The organism is Ralstonia sp. 22086, from assembly GCF_052045975.1.
Classification (GTDB): Bacteria; Pseudomonadota; Gammaproteobacteria; order Burkholderiales; family Burkholderiaceae; genus Ralstonia; species Ralstonia wenshanensis.
In genome coordinates this window covers 1,793,186-1,809,550 of the sequence record NZ_JBQEPZ010000001.1, presented here as the reverse complement: position 1 = coordinate 1,809,550, position 16,365 = coordinate 1,793,186, and the positions used below count along the sequence as shown (strand labels likewise).

Below are 16,365 nucleotides of genomic sequence, written 5' to 3'. Positions count from 1 at the left end.
AGCCCTGAAGCCGGGCCGTAGTAAATGCCGAGAAAATCTCGATGCATTTGCTTGATGGATATTGAAATCACATTCTGGAGATAAAACATGTCGAACGTTCAGACCGCTGCCACGTCGTGGGGGACAGTGCCGTCGATCCGTGTGTACACGGCCAATGGTGGCAAGATCACCGAGCGTTGCTATGACGGCAAGGGGTGGTACACGGGCGCCTTCAGCGAGCCCGGCGATAACGTCTCCGTCACGAGCTGGCTGGTCGGCAGCGCTATCCATATCCGCGTATATGCCACCAGCGGCAGCAATACCACGGAGTGGTGCTGGGACGGCAACAGCTGGACCAAGGGCGGCTATACCCAGACCAACTGATTTACTGCAGACCTGAACATGCAGAATGCGGTGCGGTTCTGCATGCATCGGCGTAAAGCGAGTGCGTTCGCTTTGCGCCGATTTGTGTTTTGCATTTTTAATGCGCCAGGGCCAGTATTTAAAGATAATCAACTCATAAAATATGGGTCGACGCGGCGGGGGTATGGTCCACGGGCCAAACGTGCCCGAAGCAGCAAAAAAACGGGTGTCAGACACCCGGGGTGCTCTGCGATAATCGCGGCACTCCAAGCTTCCGCCTCACCCGCCCCATGGTTGTCCGCCCCCATCTGCACTGGTTCCGCATGCTTCTGGCATGGCGCGGGTCGGTGCTTCCGCAGCTTCTTCCGCGCCTGTTCCTGATCTTCTTCGTGTCATTGGTGGCCATTGCGGTGCATGCGCACCTGCTGCCCATCTCGGTCAACCTGAGCACGACGCCGTTCTCGCTCGTCGGCATTGCGCTGGCGGTGTTCCTGGGTTTTCGTAACAACGCCAGCTACGACCGCTACTGGGAGGCCCGCAAGCTCTGGGGCCAGTTGCTCAACACGGCACGTTCGCTCACGCGTCAGGCACTGACGCTGCCGCGCGGTGATGGCCCGGAGGGCGCGAACGGTCCGAACGGCGGCGTGGCAGATGCCGACGTGCGCGAGTTCGCGCAGGTGCTGGGTGCGCTGCCGCACGCACTGCGTCACCAGTTGCGCCACACCGATGCACGCGAAGACCTCGCCGCCCGCCTGCCCGCACCGTTGCTCGAACGCGTGATGGTCGCGCGCTACCGGCCCATCGTCCTCGTGCAGTGGTTGGGTGAATGGGTGCAACGTCGCACGCAAGCCGGTGCGCTCGATGGGGTTGCCGTGCTGGCGTTCGACCGCAACCTCAACGAGCTGTCGAACAGCATTGGCGGGTGCGAGCGCATTGCCGGCACGCCGCTGCCGTTTGCGTACTCGGTCATGATCCACCGCACGGTGTACTTCTTCTGCGCCGCGCTGCCGTTCGGGCTGGTGGAAAGCATCGGCAGCTTCACACCCGTGTTTGCGGTGTTTGTGGCGTACACCTTCATGGCGCACGAGGCCATCGCCTCGCAGCTTGAAGATCCGTTTGGCACTGAAGACAACGACCTCGCGCTCAACGCGCTGTCCCACACGATTGAAGACGCCGTGCTCGACATCCTTGGCGAGCCGAGCCCGCCGCCGCGCGAGGGTGTGCGGCGTGGGGTGATCTTCGATTGATGCTGCTGTTGCGGCGCAGTGCTTAAAGGGCCATCGCCAGCGGCTGCGCCCAATGCGCCAGCACAGGCGCATTGCCGTGCAGCGCACCGCTTACCGCATCTGCGTTGCTCGTCACCAGCGCGCCAAGCTCCACCCCGAACAGGCTCGCGCACGTTTCGTTCAGCGTGCGTACGTTGCGCAGGCCAGCCCGCCGGGCCAGCGCGTGCAGCGCTTCGGCTTCGGGCGCGTCATTGCCGCAGGTATGCGCCAACCGGTACAGCGCCCAGGCGGCGCGTTGCTCGCGCACCAGCGCATGCAGGGCTTCCCCTTCCGCAAACAGCCGCGCACGCACCTGGCGCGGGCAGGCCTGCCAGCAGTGGCTGAGCAGGGCGGCGTTCCACGCCTGTGCCGGGTGTTCGAACACCATTGTGGCCAGCGCACGGGCCCACGGCTTGTCATGCTGGATGGCGGCCATGCGCGGGCAGCGGGCGTCGGGCACGGCGTGGAACGTGATGGCGCACGGCTGCCACACGGTGCCCGGAATCTCGCAACCGAAATGCGCGAAGGCAGGCACCACAAACGGGTCGCCCGGGCGCACTTCGCGCCGGCCGTTGGCATCGCGCAGGCACGCGCTGCCCAGCTCGGCCTGCACGCGCACCGCAAACGGAAAGCGCAGGCGCGAGAGTCGGACGTGGGCGCGGCTGATGAGTGGCATGGCTGACCGATAAGGCGGCGGATGAAGCGCGACTGTCGCAGGATTCTATGTCTGCGCGCAACAGGGGCAATGTCGCCCGGGTGACAGAGTCGGACGCGGCGCTTACAGCTCTGACAGGCCGAAGAGCCGCAGCCGCTCAAGGTCGGTCACACGGATGGTCTGGTACGACAGCGCGATCATGCCGCCTTCGGCCAACCGTTGCAGCGCGCGGTTCACGCGCTGGCGCGACAACCCCGTCAGCAGCCCGATCTCTTCCTGCGATAGTTCCAGCACGGTGCTCGTGCGCGGGTACAGGGCGGGGTGGAACAACTGCGCAATCGCTTGCGCCACGCGCGCATCGGCGCTCAGCAGGCGATCGTTCTGCACGGTGGCGATGAACTGGCCCATGCGTTCGTTGAGCTGGCGCACCACAAAGCTGGCAAACGGCAGGCTCTGCGCGAGCAGCGTATTGAACACGGGTTCGGGCACCAGCAGCACGTGCGAGGCGCGAATGGCGATCACGTCATAGCGGCGGTCTTCGCGCTTGATGACGCTGCCCTCGCCGCACCACCCGCCCGCGGGCACGCCGGAGAACGTGCAGCCGCGCCCGTCGGAGGTGTACACGGCCAGCTTGATGAGGCCGGTGTCGACGCCGATCCAGTAGCGGGACGGCTCGCCGCGGCGGGCAATGAAGGCGCCGGGCTCGAAGGCCTGCAGTAGGGTTTCTCGCGCGGCCAGGGCCTGGTGTTCAGGCGCAAGCGCGGTGAACCACGCGTGGCCTTGCAGTTGCGTGGCGGGCGTCGGAGCACGGGGTGTCGTCATGGCAGGCGTGGGCACACGGTCAAGGGTGGCGGGGGCGCGTGGGGCTCTGCCTTCGCTTTGTAAGAAACCCGTCAGCCTTTAAGTGGCGCGGGTTTTCGGGCGGTTTGTCATCCGGGTGACAGAGTGCGGGAGCCGGCCGATGATAGCGTTGCCCAACAAAAAGCAACAGCGCCCGGCGCACGGAGACACAGCAATGCCCACGGATTTTGATAGCGGTCTGGCCCGCAACGCGGCCAACTTCGTCCCGCTCACACCCATCGAGTTTCTTGCCCGCGCGGCCGATGTGTATGGCGATCGCCTGGCCATCGTGCATGGTCCGGTGCGCCAGAACTGGCGCGACACCTACGTGCGTGCGCGGCGCCTGGCCAGTGCGTTGTCGCTGGCGGGCGTGGGCCGTGGCGACACGGTGGCGGCGCTCCTGCCCAACACGCCTGCCATGGTGGAGGCGCATTTTGGAGTGCCGATGGCGGGCGGCGTGCTCAACGCACTGAACATCCGCCTGGATGCCGCCAACCTCGTCTTCATGCTGCGTCATGGCGAGGCGCGCGTGCTGCTGGCCGACACCGAGTTTGCCGACGTGGCCCGCCAGATGGCGCTGGAGATTCCCGGCCTCAAGGTGATTGCCGTGCACGATGCCCTGGGCCCGCAGGCCGAGCCATTTGGCGACACCGATTACGAAACGTTCCTCGCCTCGGGCGACCCGCACTACGCCTGGCAGATGCCGGCTGACGAGTGGGATGCCATTGCGCTGAACTACACCTCGGGCACCACGGGTGACCCGAAGGGCGTGGTCTACCACCATCGCGGCGCGACCATCAATGCGGTATCGAACATCCTGGAGTGGGATCTGCCCAAGCACCCGGTCTATCTCTGGACGCTGCCGATGTTCCACTGCAACGGCTGGTGCTTCCCGTGGACGATCGCGGCACGCGCGGGCGTGAATGTCTGCCTGCGCAAGTTCGAGCCGAAGCTGGTGTTCGACCTCATGCGCGACGAGGGCGTGACGCACTACTGCGCCGCGCCCATCGTCCACACCGCGCTGGTGAACGCGCCGCCGTTGTGGCGCGAGGGCCTGCGCGGGCCGGTGCGCGGCATGGTGGCCGGTGCGCCGCCGCCCGCCGCCGTGCTGGCGCAAATGGAAGCCATGGGCTTTGAGCTGACGCACGTCTACGGCCTGACCGAGGTGTACGGCCCCGCCGCCGTCTGTGCCGAGCAGGACGAATGGCGCACGCTGCCTGAACACGATCGCGCCACGATGAAGGCGCGCCAGGGCGTGCGGTATCACCTGCAATCGCAGGTGGCGGTGCTCGATCCGGAAACCATGCAGTTGGTGCCGGCCGACGGCGAGACCATTGGCGAAATCATGTTCCGCGGCAACATCTGCATGAAGGGCTACCTCAAGAACGAGAAGGCCACGCGCGAGGCCTTTGCCGGCGGGTGGTTCCACACCGGCGACCTGGGCGTCTGCATGCCCGACGGCTACATCAAGATCAAGGACCGCAGCAAGGACATCATCATCTCCGGCGGCGAGAACATCTCCAGCGTGGAGGTGGAAGACGCGCTGTATCGGCACCCCGCCGTGCTGGCCGCTGCGGTGGTCGCCCAGCCGGATGCGAAGTGGGGCGAAACGCCCTGCGCCTTCGTTGAACTCAAGGACGGCGCCACCGCCACCGCAGAAGACCTGATCGCGCACTGCAAGACGCTGCTTGCAGGCTTCAAGGTGCCCAAGGCGGTGTTCTTCGGGCCGCTGCCCAAGACGTCGACCGGCAAGATCCAGAAATACGAGCTGCGCCGCAAGGTGAAGTCGACTTCGGCGATTGATGTGTGACACACGCTGACGGCGTGGGCGTTGCCTGCGCTGCCCGCCTGCAGAGAAAAGCCCCTCGCCATGGCGAGGGGCTTTTTGTATCTGGCAGCCTATCTGCCGCCACCCCTCAAGGCACCGCCGCAATCGCCATCCCGCGCGGGATGTTGCCGGTGGCGGCCGACCCGCTGGCCACGGCGGTCAACTTGCCGGTGGTGCTGTCGATGCCGTACGCGCTGACGCTGTTGTCCACTGCGCTGACCACGTAGGCGAAGGTGCCGGCGGGGTTGACGAGCACGGTCACGGGTGCGGTGCCGGTGGGCGTGGTGTCGACCAGCGTGAGCGCGCCGTTGGCGGGGTTGATGCTGAAGACGCTGACGGTGTTGTCCAGCACGTTGGCCACGTACAGGAATCCGCCCGACGGTGCGATGGCGATGTAGAACGGGTTGGTGCCGGTCGCCACAGGTGAGCCCGATGCGGTGAGTGCCCCGGTGCCATCAATGCTGTACACGCTCAACGTGTTGTCTGCCGAGTTGGCCACGTAGGCAAAGGTGCCTGCGGGGTTCACAGCAATGAACTGCGGCGTGCCGCCCGTGGCCACGACGCTGCCCACTTGCGTGAGCGCGCCCGTGCTGCCGTTGATGCCGAACGCCATGGCCGTGCCGGTGGCGTTGCCGCTGTCGGCGTTCACCAAGTAGGCAAAGGTGCCCGCGCTGTTCAGGGTGACGGTGTACGGGTTGTTGCCAGCCGTGATGGGCGCCAGCGCCGTGAGCGCGCCCGTGCCGGTATCCACCGAGAAGGCCGACAGCGTGTTGTCCCCAAAGTTGGCGGTGTACGCGAACTTGCCGTTGGGCGTGCGCGCAATGCTGTACGGCTGAATGCCTGTGGGCGTGGCCGAGCCAACCACCGTGAGCAGGCCGGTTTCTGCATCGATGGCGAGCGTGCTGACGGTGTTGTCGTTGGCGTTGGCCACGTAGACGTACTTGCCTGCCGGGTCGATGGTGAGCGACAGCGGCCCTTGTCCCACGGGCACCGACGCGCCGATGGCTGTGGGCATGCCGGTGGTCAGGTCCAGCGTGAAGGCGGAGATGGTGCCGTCGTTCGAGTTGACTGCGTAGCCGAACAGCGGCCGCGGCGCGCAGGCCACCGCAATGGTGCTCACGTTGCTGGTGCCGACAAAACCGCTGCCGTTGGTGACGGTGCAGTTCTCGCCCGAGGGCCGTGTGCCGACCGTGGCGGCATACGGTGCGCCCTGTGCCAGCGCCGTGGCGAACTGGAAGCTGCCGTCTGCGCTGACCGTGACCGCGTCGCCGCCGTTGTTCAACAGCGTGACGGATTTGCCCGAGGCCAGGCCGGTGACGGTGCCGCCCACGGAGTAGGTTGCCGGGGCGGGTGCAGGTGCCGGTGCGGGCGTTGGCGTTGGCGTTGGCGTTGGCGTTGGCGTGTTGTTGCTCGTCGGTGGGGTCGTAGCCGTTGCATCGTCACCGCCACCGCAGGCGGTGAGACCCAACGAAAGCGCGGCGGCCATCACCAGTGCGGCACCGTGCATGCCGCGTGCGTGCCGTGGGGCTTCGGGCGGGGCGGGCGCAGGCGTCGGTTGTGCGTTTGCGTTTGCGCGGCATCTGCGTTGCGCTTGGGCGATCAAAAGCTCGGCCATGGCTTCCCCCGGTTCTCGTTGTCGCGGTCTGTTGACGCGCGTTTCCCCGAAGGATAGAAACCCCTACCCAAACGCCGACATAGGCCAATTGACCGACAAAGCCCTCGGCTTCATGGACGGAGGCGCCGCTGTAGGTCTCGTGCATGTGATTGGCGCGATACTGGCGGCTCTCGTCTGCTCTGCTTCTTGCCCGCTACTTGCCCACACGCACTGCCAGCCATGTCCAACGCCACCCCGAACCACAACGCCGTCGTGATCCGCCAGCTGTCTTCCACCAATGCGGCCGATGTGGCGGACTACCGCGCCATTCGTCTGGCTGCGCTCAAGGATGCCCCCGATGCATTCGGTTCAACCTACGAGGCTGAGGTTGGGCTCGCGATGGAAGCCTTTGCCGAGCGGCTGGCCACCACCATCGTGCTGGGTGCCTATGCGGCAGCGGCAGGCGGAGGCGACGCGCGCATCATCGGCATGGTCGGGTTCAAGCAGCAGACGATGACCAGGCTCGCGCACAAGGGTTTTGTGTGGGGCTTTTATGTGGAGCCGGCAGCGCGCGGCCGCGGTGTGGGCGTAGCGCTGGTGGAGGGCATCGTGGCGGCGGCAACGGGGTTGGTCCAGCAGCTCACGTTGTCGGTGGTGCAGGGCAATGATGCGGCGCTGGCGCTGTACGAGCGTTGCGGGTTTGAAACCTATGGCGTGGAGCCGCGCGCGCTCAGATCGGCCACCGGCTATGCAGATGAAGTGCTGATGGTGCGCTTCCTGCACGGTTAAGCCTGTAGGCGCAGCGCCTACGCGTGGGCGCAAGCGCCGCTGTACAGCGATCGTCGTATTCGGGCCGACCTTGTTACGCCGCTGCAACGTATGGCGCGTTCAGCGGCACCGGGTTGCGCAGGCTCACGTTCAGCAGGTTCCAGCTGTTGATGGTGACGATCACAAAGCTCAGCTCGGCGATCTCTTCATCGCTGAAGTGTTGGCGCAGCCGGGCGAATTCTTCGTCGCTGGCATCGCTGTACGGGGTGTTGGTGACCAGTTCAGCCCAGCGCAGTGCGGCGCGCTCGCGCTCGGTAAAGAACGGTGCCTCGCGCCAGCCGGCCACGGCGTTCAGGTGGCGCGGGTCTTCGCCCATCTTCACCAGGTCGCTCCAGTGCATGTCGATGCAGAAGGCGCAACCGTTGATTTGCGACACACGCAGCAGCACGAGGTCGACCAGCTTTGCGCCCAGCAAGTCGCGGCGCAGGCCGTTCGACAGGTTCAGCAGGTTGTTGAACGCCTTCGGTGCGAGTTGGAAGTAGGCAATGCGAGGGGCTTGCGACATGAGCGGCTCCTGAGGGTTTGGCTTGATGAAGGAGCCGATGCCGGCGGCGGGTGGCTGCCTTGCGTCGCTCCATACCCTGAAGACGCCCCGCGCGGCCGGGTTGTGACAGCCCGGCCAAAAAATCTTCGTGTTTTTTTTATGCGCCGATGCCGATGTGCGCCAGCTTGTCGGGATTGCGCACCACGTAGATGGCCACGATGCGGCCATTCTCGATGACGAACGACTGGGCCGATTCCAACGTGCCGCCCACGTAGCGCAGCAGGCCGGGTTCGCCGTTCACGCGGGCGTGCACGTAGCGGACGTCGCCCATGGCGCGCACCAGCTCGCAGTAGATCTTGGTGATCTGGCCGGCGTCTTGAATGATGCGCATGAACGAAGGCACCTTGCCGCCGCCGTCGCCCACCAGTTGCGCGTCGTCTGCCAGCAGGGCGCGGATGGCATCGCGCTGGCCTGTACGTGAGGCTTCGGCAAAGCGCTCAAGCAAATCCCGATGCGCATCGGGTGCGACATCGAAGCGCGGGCGTTCCTGCTGCACGCGGTCGGATGCGCGATGCACCATCTGCCGGCACGCGGCTTCGGTCTTGCCCAGCAGGGCGGCGATCTCCGCGTAGTCCTGCTCGAACACCTGCCGCATGAGAAACGCCGCGCGCTCTTCGGGCGACAGGCGCTCCAGTACCCACAGCAGGGCCATCGACAAGTCGCCCGCCAGTTCCACGGCGGCTTCGGGCGAGGGCGCGTCGGATTCCGGTTCGACCAGCGGCTCGGGCAGCCACCAGCCGACGTAGGCTTCGCGCTCGGTCTTGACGGCGCGCAGGCGGTCGATCGACAGCCGGGTGACGACCGTTACGAGCCACGCCTCGGCCGATTGCAGCGTGGTCTGGTCGGTCTGGTGCCAGCGCATCCAGGCGTCTTGCAGCACGTCTTCCGCATCGGCCCGGCTGCCGAGCATGCGATAGGCAATCGCAAACAGGCGGGGGCGGGCGGCGGTGAAGATCGTGTCTTCGCTGTCGGTGCGGGTAGGGCTCGGGCTGCGCTGGGTCATGGCGGAGGTGTCGTCTAGGGATGATGCTCCCTAGACGGGCGGGCGCGGTCGGTTGTGACAGGGTGCGGCGATTATGCGGCGTTCGTCACATGTTGCGTGTCGGCCGCCGTCGCCGTTGCCGTTGCCAGCCACGGCGCCAGCGCCTGCTGCAGCGTGCCAAGGTCGATCGGCTTGCCGAGCAGGCGTGCGCCGGGGATGGGCTCGCCAATCTCGGCCTCCGTGCCGTAGCCGGACATCAGCAGCACATCCACATGCGGCTGCAGGCGCAGCAGCGTGCGCGCGAGGTCCGCGCCGGATTGGCCAGGCAAGGTGAGATCGCTCAGCAGAACCTGCACAGAGCGCGTGCGCGCCAGTGCGAGGGCGTCTTCAGCCGTGGCGGCAGATACGCACTGCAGGCCGAAGGTGGTGAGCACCTCCTGCAAGGCTTCGCGCGAGGCGGTGTCGTCTTCCACCAGCAGCACCGTAGGCGATTGTGAAGCGTCGCTTGCCACCGGATGGCTCATCGATTGCGATTGCGCGGTGCGGCTGGCGCTGAGCACGTTGCGCACCATGCGCGCCAAGTCGTCACGCCGGTAGGGCTTGCCGAGCAGCGTCACACCGGGCGGCAGCCTGCCGTCGTGCTGCACCTCGTCACGCGTGTAGCCTGAGACCAGCAGCACCGGCAGCGGCGGCACGCGTTGCGCGGCGCGTATCGACAGTTCGCCGCCCTTGATGGGGCCCGGCATGATCACGTCGGTAAAGAGCAGGTCGATGGGCGTGCCGCTGTTCATGAGTTCGAGTGCGGCCTGGCCGTTGGCTGCCGTGAGCACGCGGTAACCGAGCTGGCTCAACATGTCGACGGCGGTCAGGCGCACGTCGGTATCGTCTTCCACCACGAGAATGGTCTCGCGCCCGCCCATGGGCGTGACGATGGTGTCGTGCACCTCCACGGCATCGTCCGGGGCCGCCTCTGTGCAGCGCGGAAAGTAGAGCCGCACCGTGGTGCCCTGCCCGACCGCGCTGTCGATGGCGATGTGTCCGCCGCTCTGCTTGACGAAGCCGAACACCATGCTGAGCCCCAGGCCCGTGCCGTGGCCGTCGGGCTTGGTGGTGAAGAAGGGCTCGAAGACGTGTTCGACCACTTCGGGCGGCATGCCCACGCCCGTGTCGGTGACGGAGAAGACGAGGTAGTCGCCGGGGGCAGGCTGGTCGCGCTCTTGCCCCTGCGTTTTGTCGAGCGTGATGTTCTTGGCGGAAATGGTCAGCACGCCATTGCCGCGCATTGCATCGCGCGCATTGATGGCCAGGTTCAGCAATGCATTCTCGAGCTGGTTGCGGTCCGCCTGTACGTTCCACAAGTCGCCGGCCAGATGCGTTTCCACCTTGATGGCTTCGCCCAGCGCGCGGTGCAGCATCTCGCTCATGCCCTGAACCAGCCGCGTCGGGTTGACGACTGCCGGAGACAGCTGCTGCCTGCGTGCAAAGGCGAGCAACTGCGCGGCCAGCGTGGAGCCGCGCTGTACGGCCCGCGTGGCGGCGGCAATCCGATGCTGCACGCGCGCGTTGCCTGGCGCCTCGACGGAGAGCAGCTGTAGGTTGCCGGCAATCACCTGGAGCACGTTGTTGAAGTCGTGCGCCACGCCGCCGGTCAGGCTGCCGATGGCTTCCATCTTCTGGGCCTGGCGCAATTGCGCTTCCACTTCAGCGCGGGCAGACAACGCATCGGCCACGCGTTGCTCCAGCGTTTCGGTCAACTGGCGCAGGGCCTGCTCGGCGGCCTGCCGTTCGCGTTCGGTCTGCACGCGCTCGGTGGTTTCCACCACGATGGCCAGCACACCCGCCGGGCGGCCAGAGTCGTCGGGCAGCGGGCTGTAGTAGAGATCCAACCACACGTCTTCGGGGCGGCCGTTGCGCAGCAGGACGAGTTCCTTGTCGCGGTACGACAGCGTCCCGCCACCGAGGCAGACATCCATGACATGACGGTTGAAATCGGCCACTTCGGGCCAGCCCAGTTCAACGGGGCAGCCAAGAAGATAGGGATGACGCCCGCCGGCAAACTCGGCGTAGGCGTCGTTGTAGACCATGTAGCCGTGGCGGCCCCAAAGCATGACCAGCGGCACCGGGCATGCCAGCACCATTTGCACGGCGGCACGCAGGCTGGGGGGCCAATCCTGGATCGGGCCCAGCTCAGTGGAAGCCCAATCGAATGCCTGCACGCGCTGCGCCATCTCACCGCTCCAGCCGAGGCAGTCATGGTGATGCGCGAGAAACGGCATAAGGTCTCCTGTCTGACGGGCGGCACAGTGCACCCGAGTCGCGGTCATTCTAGAAAATCGGGTGCCCGGCCGGGGTCCGCATTCAGACGGCTCAAAGCGATCCTGTGCACGCAGAAAACGTGCCCGAGGTGTCCTGCACGCTTTGCGAGGGCTGTCTATCATGAGCATCCGTGCCCGCGCAGCAGCGCGCTTCGCACCAAGGTTTCCATCCACCACACGCCCACACTCCCAGGAGATTCCATGAAGTTGATCGGCATGCTTGATTCCCCGTACGTGCGTCGCACGGCCATTTCGCTCAAGTTGCTCGGGCTGCCGTTCGAGCACGCGTCGGTGTCGGTGTTCCGGCATTTCGATCAGTTCAGCGCCATCAACCCCGTGGTCAAGGCGCCCACGCTGGTGTGCGACGACGGCACCGTGCTGATCGACTCCACGCTCATCATCGATTACGCAGAAGCGCTGTCGGGCCGCAGCCTGATGCCCTCCGCCATTGCCGAGCGCCAGCATGCGCTGCGCGTGATCGGCCTAGCGCTGGCCGCGTGCGAGAAGGCGGTGCAGATCGTCTATGAACACAACCTGCGCCCGACCGAGAAGGTGCACGGGCCGTGGGTCGAGCGTGTACACAGCCAACTGCTGGCGGCGGTGGGGGCGCTGGAAGCGGAGTGGAAGGATGAGCCGTTGCCGGTGGACCAGAACGAGCTGACGCAGGCCGGCGTGACGGTGGCCGTGGCCTGGGCCTTCATCCAGCTGATGGTGCCGGACCGCGTGCCGGCAGCGGACTACCCGCGCCTGGTGGCGTACTCGGCGGCGGCGGAACAGCTGGGCGCGTTTCGCGAGTTGCCGATGGATGCGGTTTGATGGCCGCTCAGGCCACCTGCGGCTCGATGTTGGCCTGACGGTACAGCCCGCCCACCAGGTCGGATTCGGTAACGATGCCGGCCAGCCGGCCATCCGCATCCAGCACGGGAATGTGGTGGTGGCCGGCGCTGGCAAACATCGGCACCAGATCCGACATGGGCGCAGTGGCAGCGATGGTTTGCACGCGCGTCTTCATGTGATCGGCCACGCGCGGCGGTGTGAGCGCGCCGATGCTGAACCAGCGGCGCAGCGTCTGGCGCATGTCTGCCGGCGCCAGGCCAAGCAGGTCGACGCGCGTGACGATGCCCACCACGCGCCGACTTTCGTCCACCACCGGTAATGCCTTGAAGCCATGCTGACGCAGCAGTTGCAGTGCGCGCGGGATCGACGTGCCGGCCGAGACCGTGACCACCGGCGTGGTCATGATGTCGGCGCAGGTGAGCGCGTGGAACGTGCGCGTGTAAGCCTGCAGCTGCATCTCGCGCAGCACGGCTTCGATGTCTTCGGGGTCGATGTCGAGCAGTTCGCTCTGGCGGCGCAGCGCGGCGACGATGTCGGCGCGGGTGAAGCCGGCGGCGGTGGGCGGACGTTCAGCCGCAGGCAGGCGTTGCGCGTGCGGATACCGGTGGCCGGTAGCAGCGTGGTACACCAGTGCGCCCACCAGCAGCAGCGCTGACTGGATCAGGATCGGCTCGAGTACGAAGCGATAACCCAGCGCATGCACGGCCGGCCCGCCAATCACGGCGGTGAGCGCCACCGCGCCCGAAGGCGGGTGCACGCAACGCAGCGCAAACATGCCGGCAATGGCTGCGGAGATGGCCAGCGCCGACGCAATCACCGGATCATCGACGAGCAGCCCGAACGTCACGCCCACGGTGGCCGCCACCAGGTTGCCGCCGATGATGGACCACGGCTGCGCGAGCGGACTGGCCGGCACCGCAAACAGCAGCACGGCCGAGGCGCCCATTGGCGCGACCAGCAACGGGATCAGCGTGGAGGCGCCCGGCACCATCTTCATCATCGTGCCGGTAAAGAGGATGCCGACGAGTGCGCCGACGGCGGAACGGACGCGTTCGCTCCAGCGCACCGTCACGGGGGCGGGAATGAAGCTGTGGAGCCAGCGGCGCAGGGCGGGATGCAGAGGTGAAGCGGACATGGTCGACGGGACGGCGATTGCCCGGACGAGGCTTCACCAAAGTCAAAAAACGCAGCCGGCGATTGTATCACTCTGTGACATAAAGCACTGTCAGCGCTGTCATGGCGCGGAATGCTCCAATGTAGGGCGCAGATCACGCGGATTTGTCAACGAAACGTCACGGTTATTTCATGGGACGTGCCGAGACTGCTGGGCTTTCCAGCGCTCTCTCCGGGTTGCAAGCCCGCCGCACCATGTCCTTTACTGTTCGCCCTGCGTTCTCTCGCCCGCGTCTTTGCTCCAGCCTCGTTGCGCTGCTCGGCGCCCTCGCGCTTACCGCCTGCGGTGGCGGCGAGGACACCACCACGGCGCCGGTCGCCACCACGCAAGCCATTCCCGCGCCGCCGGCAGACCCGGGCTTTGTCGACACGGCGGCAGTGGCCACTGGCGTACCGGCGTTCGTCGACAACATCGCCACCAACCAGCGCGGCGATGCGCGCTACGCCACGCTGGGCACCAACGCCGGTGTGCGGCTGTTCACGCGCTTTCTCGATCTTTGGCAGCCGCTGACGGAAATCGTCGACGCTGGCGTGAGTGCGCCGGCCAATGGGTCGTTCCCGGCGGTGGTCGCTTCCACATGGACGGGCCTGCCGAATGACGGCACGGCCGGCGGCACGCAACTCAATCTGCCGGTCTTGAACGCAAACGTTCAATACGTGGTGAACGCCACCACCAACCGCACGCAGGCCCAGGCCGATGCGGCGTACTTTGACGACCGTCGCGGCAAGGGCTACAGCGTGAGCGACGGCATGGGACCGCTGACCACCGCGTGGCGCACGCTGGCGCAGCAGACCACATCCATCACCACCGTGCCGGCCGATGCAACCACCGTGCTCTACAACGACAGCGGCAACAACACGGGCGTGGGCACCTCGGGCGGCAATACCGCCTTCGGCAAGGTGGTCGACCTGATCAACACGGTGGGCAACAACGCCTCCACCGAGCCGTCCAAGCGCTTCTACAAATACGCACGGCCGTACCGCTGGAGCAGCAGCGTGGTCGTCGTGCCGACGCTGGTGCCGGCCGAGAGCCCGACGCCCACGACCGACGGCGGCTTCATCAGCGGCCACTCGGCCGAAGCGGTGCGCGATACCGTGGCAATGGCGTACCTGGTGCCGGAGCGCTTCCAGCAGATCCTGGCGCGCGGCATGGAACTCGGCGAGAACCGCATCCTGGCCGGCATGCATTCGCCGCTGGATGTAATGTCCGGCCGCATGATCGGCATCGCTGCGGCGGCGGCCAACCTGGCCGACCCGGCCAACGCCACGCTCAAGGCGGCGGCCTTCACGCAGGCGCACACCGCGCTGATGGCGCAGACCGGCACGGATGCCACGACCTTCCCGGCACTCGCCCAGTCCGGCACGCCCGCCACCGACCGCTTTGCCGATTACGCCACCAACCAGGCCAATTTCACGCGCCGCATGACGTTCGGCTTCACGCAGATCGGCGCGGCGACGCTGGCGCCGGTGGTGCCCAAGGGCGCCGAGGTGCTGCTGGAAACGCGCTTCCCGTACCTGAGCGCCGACCAGCGTCGCGTGGTGCTGAAGACGACAGAGCTGGCGTCCGGCTACCCCGTGCTCGACGACGCCGAAGGCTGGGGCCGCCTCAACCTGTTCGCGGCGGCCGACGGCTACGCCGCGTTCAACGGCAACGTGATCGTGTCGATGGATGCAACGCAGGGCGGCTTCAACGCGGCCGATACGTGGCGCAACGCCATCTCCGGCGCAGGCAAGCTCACGCTGCAAGGCACCGGCCGGCTGCGCCTGGCGGGCGCCAACACTTACACCGGCGGCACGCAGGTGGCAGGCGGCGTGCTTGAAGCCGATTCGACCAACGCGTTTGGTACGGGCGACGTGTATGTCGGCGCCGGCACGCTGGCGGTCAACGCACCGGTGGCGGTGGCCATTGCGGGCAAGTTCACGCAGTTGCAGGGCACCACGCTTGATCTGGCCATCGGCCCGAACGGTCAGGGCAAGTTGAGTGTGGCCGGCCTCACCACGATTGCCGGCGGCACGCTGCACGTGAAGTTCGTGAACGGCTACGCGCCCAAGGTGGGCGACACCATCGCCGTGGTGGATGGTGCCGGCAGCAATCGCCAGTTCGCGTCGGTGGTGGTGGACGGCTTCAAGGCCACGGCCATCTATACGGCTGCTGGCATCCAGATCCACCTGGACGCCTGATCGTTCATCTGAGCGGTAGCAGCACGTCCGTCACGGCTTCGTGCTCAGGCACGTCGGGGTAGAAGCGCACGCGCTGGAACAGCAACGGCGCGTCGCGCAATTCCTCGCCGCTGGCCGGCAGCCAATCGGCATACAGGTACGCCACGCTCTGGCCGAGCGTGTCGTCTGAGCCCGTGTGGCGCAGCACGGCGTAGCGGCCGCCTGCCAGCGTCTTGGCCACCACGCCCGCAGCATTGGGTGCGACCGGCGCGGGCGTGGCGGCGCAGATATCCATGCGAAACGCCTCGGGCGGCACATCGTCCGGGTTGTCGTAGACGACGTTGTACGTGGCCGAAACGCTCGGGGGCAGCCGATGCTCGCGGCGCCAAGCGATGAACGTGCGGATGGTCTCGCCCAAGCGCGCTGGGTCGCCGCGGTGCTCGATGGCGGCGACGGCCACGGCCTCGCGCACGACGATCTCGACGGATTGGGTTTGCGGTTGTGCGGGCATGTGGTGGCTCCTGAGGGCGCGCAGCGCCTGTAGATCGGTGGCCCAGGACGCCCACTGCGGCGCGGCGCGAAAGGCAGATGGCGATTGCCCTGCCTGCCTGCGGAACGCCCGCGCAAATGCTTCCGGCCCTTCGTACCCGCACGCCAGCGCGATGTCGGTGATGCGCGCATCGTCGCGATAGGCGAGTTGATGCGCGGCGCGCTTCAGGCGCAGCAACTGCACATAGCGCCCGACGTTCATGCCGAACAGCAACGAGAACTGGCGGTGAAAGTGATAGCTGGAAAACGCCGCTACGTTGGCCAGCCCGTCCACGTCGAGCGTGTCTTCCAGATGCGCGTCGATGTATGCGAGCACGGCGCGGAAGCGGGCGAGGTAGCGGTCGGTGGCAGTGGTCAACATGGGGCTCCTGGGTAGCGATACGGTAGCGGTGCGCTCCTTCGCGTGCCTGACCGCAATTGCTCGATGCCATAAAAAAACCGCCCCGAGAGGCG

Annotated in this window: 14 protein-coding genes; 6 read left to right on the top strand and 8 right to left on the bottom strand. The window is 66.4% G+C overall.

Annotated elements, in window-relative coordinates; genetic code table 11:
• Positions 1-87 precede the first annotated feature (87 nt).
• Positions 88-363, top strand: coding sequence for a fucose-binding lectin protein (locus ACTJK6_RS08520; protein WP_232041639.1), 276 nt, complete (start codon positions 88-90; stop codon positions 361-363).
• Between the two features lie 269 nt (positions 364-632).
• Positions 633-1,589, top strand: a complete 957-nt coding sequence (locus ACTJK6_RS08515) for a bestrophin family protein (protein ID WP_440838717.1) — start codon at positions 633-635, stop codon at positions 1,587-1,589.
• A gap of 22 nt (positions 1,590-1,611) precedes the next feature.
• Here ACTJK6_RS08515 and ACTJK6_RS08510 read toward each other — a convergent pair whose 3' ends face one another.
• Positions 1,612-2,283, bottom strand: coding sequence for an AraC family transcriptional regulator (locus ACTJK6_RS08510; protein WP_440838716.1), 672 nt, complete (start codon positions 2,281-2,283; stop codon positions 1,612-1,614).
• A gap of 102 nt (positions 2,284-2,385) precedes the next feature.
• The gene (locus ACTJK6_RS08505) at positions 2,386-3,084 is read right to left on the bottom strand and encodes a Crp/Fnr family transcriptional regulator (protein WP_137910952.1); all 699 of its coding nucleotides are present in this window, start codon (positions 3,082-3,084) and stop codon (positions 2,386-2,388) included.
• A gap of 193 nt (positions 3,085-3,277) precedes the next feature.
• On the opposite strand from ACTJK6_RS08505, the gene ACTJK6_RS08500 reads away from it, so the two are divergent.
• Entirely contained in the window at positions 3,278-4,912 is a 1,635-nt protein-coding gene (locus tag ACTJK6_RS08500; RefSeq protein WP_440838714.1) for an acyl-CoA synthetase, read from the top strand.
• Between the two features lie 106 nt (positions 4,913-5,018).
• On the opposite strand, the gene ACTJK6_RS08495 is transcribed toward ACTJK6_RS08500, so the two are convergent.
• Entirely contained in the window at positions 5,019-6,545 is a 1,527-nt protein-coding gene (locus ACTJK6_RS08495; RefSeq protein ID WP_440838712.1) for a lactonase family protein, read from the bottom strand.
• Between the two features lie 219 nt (positions 6,546-6,764).
• Between ACTJK6_RS08495 and ACTJK6_RS08490 the strand changes: the two genes are divergently transcribed.
• A complete protein-coding gene (locus tag ACTJK6_RS08490) occupies positions 6,765-7,313 on the top strand; it encodes an N-acetyltransferase family protein (RefSeq protein WP_440838711.1) in 549 nt (182 codons plus the stop codon).
• Between the two features lie 73 nt (positions 7,314-7,386).
• On the opposite strand, the gene ACTJK6_RS08485 is transcribed toward ACTJK6_RS08490, so the two are convergent.
• From ACTJK6_RS08485 to ACTJK6_RS08475, 3 genes are all read right to left on the bottom strand, one after another.
• Positions 7,387-7,857: a carboxymuconolactone decarboxylase family protein gene (locus tag ACTJK6_RS08485; RefSeq protein WP_343621036.1), complete on the bottom strand. Its 471-nt coding sequence runs from the start codon at positions 7,855-7,857 to the stop codon at positions 7,387-7,389.
• Positions 7,858-7,993: 136 nt separating this feature from the next.
• The gene (locus tag ACTJK6_RS08480) at positions 7,994-8,899 is read right to left on the bottom strand and encodes an RNA polymerase sigma-70 factor (RefSeq protein WP_440838709.1); all 906 of its coding nucleotides are present in this window, start codon (positions 8,897-8,899) and stop codon (positions 7,994-7,996) included.
• Between the two features lie 71 nt (positions 8,900-8,970).
• Positions 8,971-11,154 carry a response regulator gene (locus tag ACTJK6_RS08475; protein ID WP_440838708.1) on the bottom strand — a complete coding sequence of 728 codons (2,184 nt, stop codon included), beginning with the start codon at positions 11,152-11,154 and terminating at the stop codon, positions 8,971-8,973.
• Between the two features lie 240 nt (positions 11,155-11,394).
• On the opposite strand from ACTJK6_RS08475, the gene ACTJK6_RS08470 reads away from it, so the two are divergent.
• Entirely contained in the window at positions 11,395-12,009 is a 615-nt protein-coding gene (locus tag ACTJK6_RS08470; RefSeq protein WP_232041653.1) for a glutathione S-transferase, read from the top strand.
• A gap of 7 nt (positions 12,010-12,016) precedes the next feature.
• Here the strand turns inward: ACTJK6_RS08470 and ACTJK6_RS08465 are convergent, their stop codons facing one another.
• A complete protein-coding gene (locus ACTJK6_RS08465) occupies positions 12,017-13,165 on the bottom strand; it encodes an HPP family protein (protein ID WP_316870254.1) in 1,149 nt (382 codons plus the stop codon).
• 233 nt (positions 13,166-13,398) lie between these two features.
• On the opposite strand from ACTJK6_RS08465, the gene ACTJK6_RS08460 reads away from it, so the two are divergent.
• Complete coding sequence (locus ACTJK6_RS08460; protein ID WP_440838707.1) at positions 13,399-15,384, top strand: phosphatase PAP2 family protein; 1,986 nt, start codon at positions 13,399-13,401, stop codon at positions 15,382-15,384.
• A 4-nt stretch (positions 15,385-15,388) separates the two neighbouring features.
• Here the strand turns inward: ACTJK6_RS08460 and ACTJK6_RS08455 are convergent, their stop codons facing one another.
• The gene (locus ACTJK6_RS08455; RefSeq protein ID WP_440838706.1) at positions 15,389-16,273 is read right to left on the bottom strand and encodes an AraC family transcriptional regulator; all 885 of its coding nucleotides are present in this window, start codon (positions 16,271-16,273) and stop codon (positions 15,389-15,391) included.
• Positions 16,274-16,365: the final 92 nt, after the last annotated feature.

Bases quoted from the DNA above. Each gene is read 5' to 3' on its own strand.
- ACTJK6_RS08520 (WP_232041639.1), top strand. From the start codon at position 88: ATGTCGAACGTTCAGACCGCTGCCACGTCGTGGGGGACAGTGCCGTCG.
- ACTJK6_RS08515 (WP_440838717.1), top strand. From the start codon at position 633: ATGGTTGTCCGCCCCCATCTGCACTGGTTCCGCATGCTTCTGGCATGG.
- ACTJK6_RS08510 (WP_440838716.1), bottom strand. From the start codon at position 2,283: ATGCCACTCATCAGCCGCGCCCACGTCCGACTCTCGCGCCTGCGCTTT.
- ACTJK6_RS08505 (WP_137910952.1), bottom strand. From the start codon at position 3,084: ATGACGACACCCCGTGCTCCGACGCCCGCCACGCAACTGCAAGGCCAC.
- ACTJK6_RS08500 (WP_440838714.1), top strand. From the start codon at position 3,278: ATGCCCACGGATTTTGATAGCGGTCTGGCCCGCAACGCGGCCAACTTC.
- ACTJK6_RS08495 (WP_440838712.1), bottom strand. From the start codon at position 6,545: ATGGCCGAGCTTTTGATCGCCCAAGCGCAACGCAGATGCCGCGCAAAC.
- ACTJK6_RS08490 (WP_440838711.1), top strand. From the start codon at position 6,765: ATGTCCAACGCCACCCCGAACCACAACGCCGTCGTGATCCGCCAGCTG.
- ACTJK6_RS08485 (WP_343621036.1), bottom strand. From the start codon at position 7,857: ATGTCGCAAGCCCCTCGCATTGCCTACTTCCAACTCGCACCGAAGGCG.
- ACTJK6_RS08480 (WP_440838709.1), bottom strand. From the start codon at position 8,899: ATGACCCAGCGCAGCCCGAGCCCTACCCGCACCGACAGCGAAGACACG.
- ACTJK6_RS08475 (WP_440838708.1), bottom strand. From the start codon at position 11,154: ATGCCGTTTCTCGCGCATCACCATGACTGCCTCGGCTGGAGCGGTGAG.
- ACTJK6_RS08470 (WP_232041653.1), top strand. From the start codon at position 11,395: ATGAAGTTGATCGGCATGCTTGATTCCCCGTACGTGCGTCGCACGGCC.
- ACTJK6_RS08465 (WP_316870254.1), bottom strand. From the start codon at position 13,165: ATGTCCGCTTCACCTCTGCATCCCGCCCTGCGCCGCTGGCTCCACAGC.
- ACTJK6_RS08460 (WP_440838707.1), top strand. From the start codon at position 13,399: ATGTCCTTTACTGTTCGCCCTGCGTTCTCTCGCCCGCGTCTTTGCTCC.
- ACTJK6_RS08455 (WP_440838706.1), bottom strand. From the start codon at position 16,273: ATGTTGACCACTGCCACCGACCGCTACCTCGCCCGCTTCCGCGCCGTG.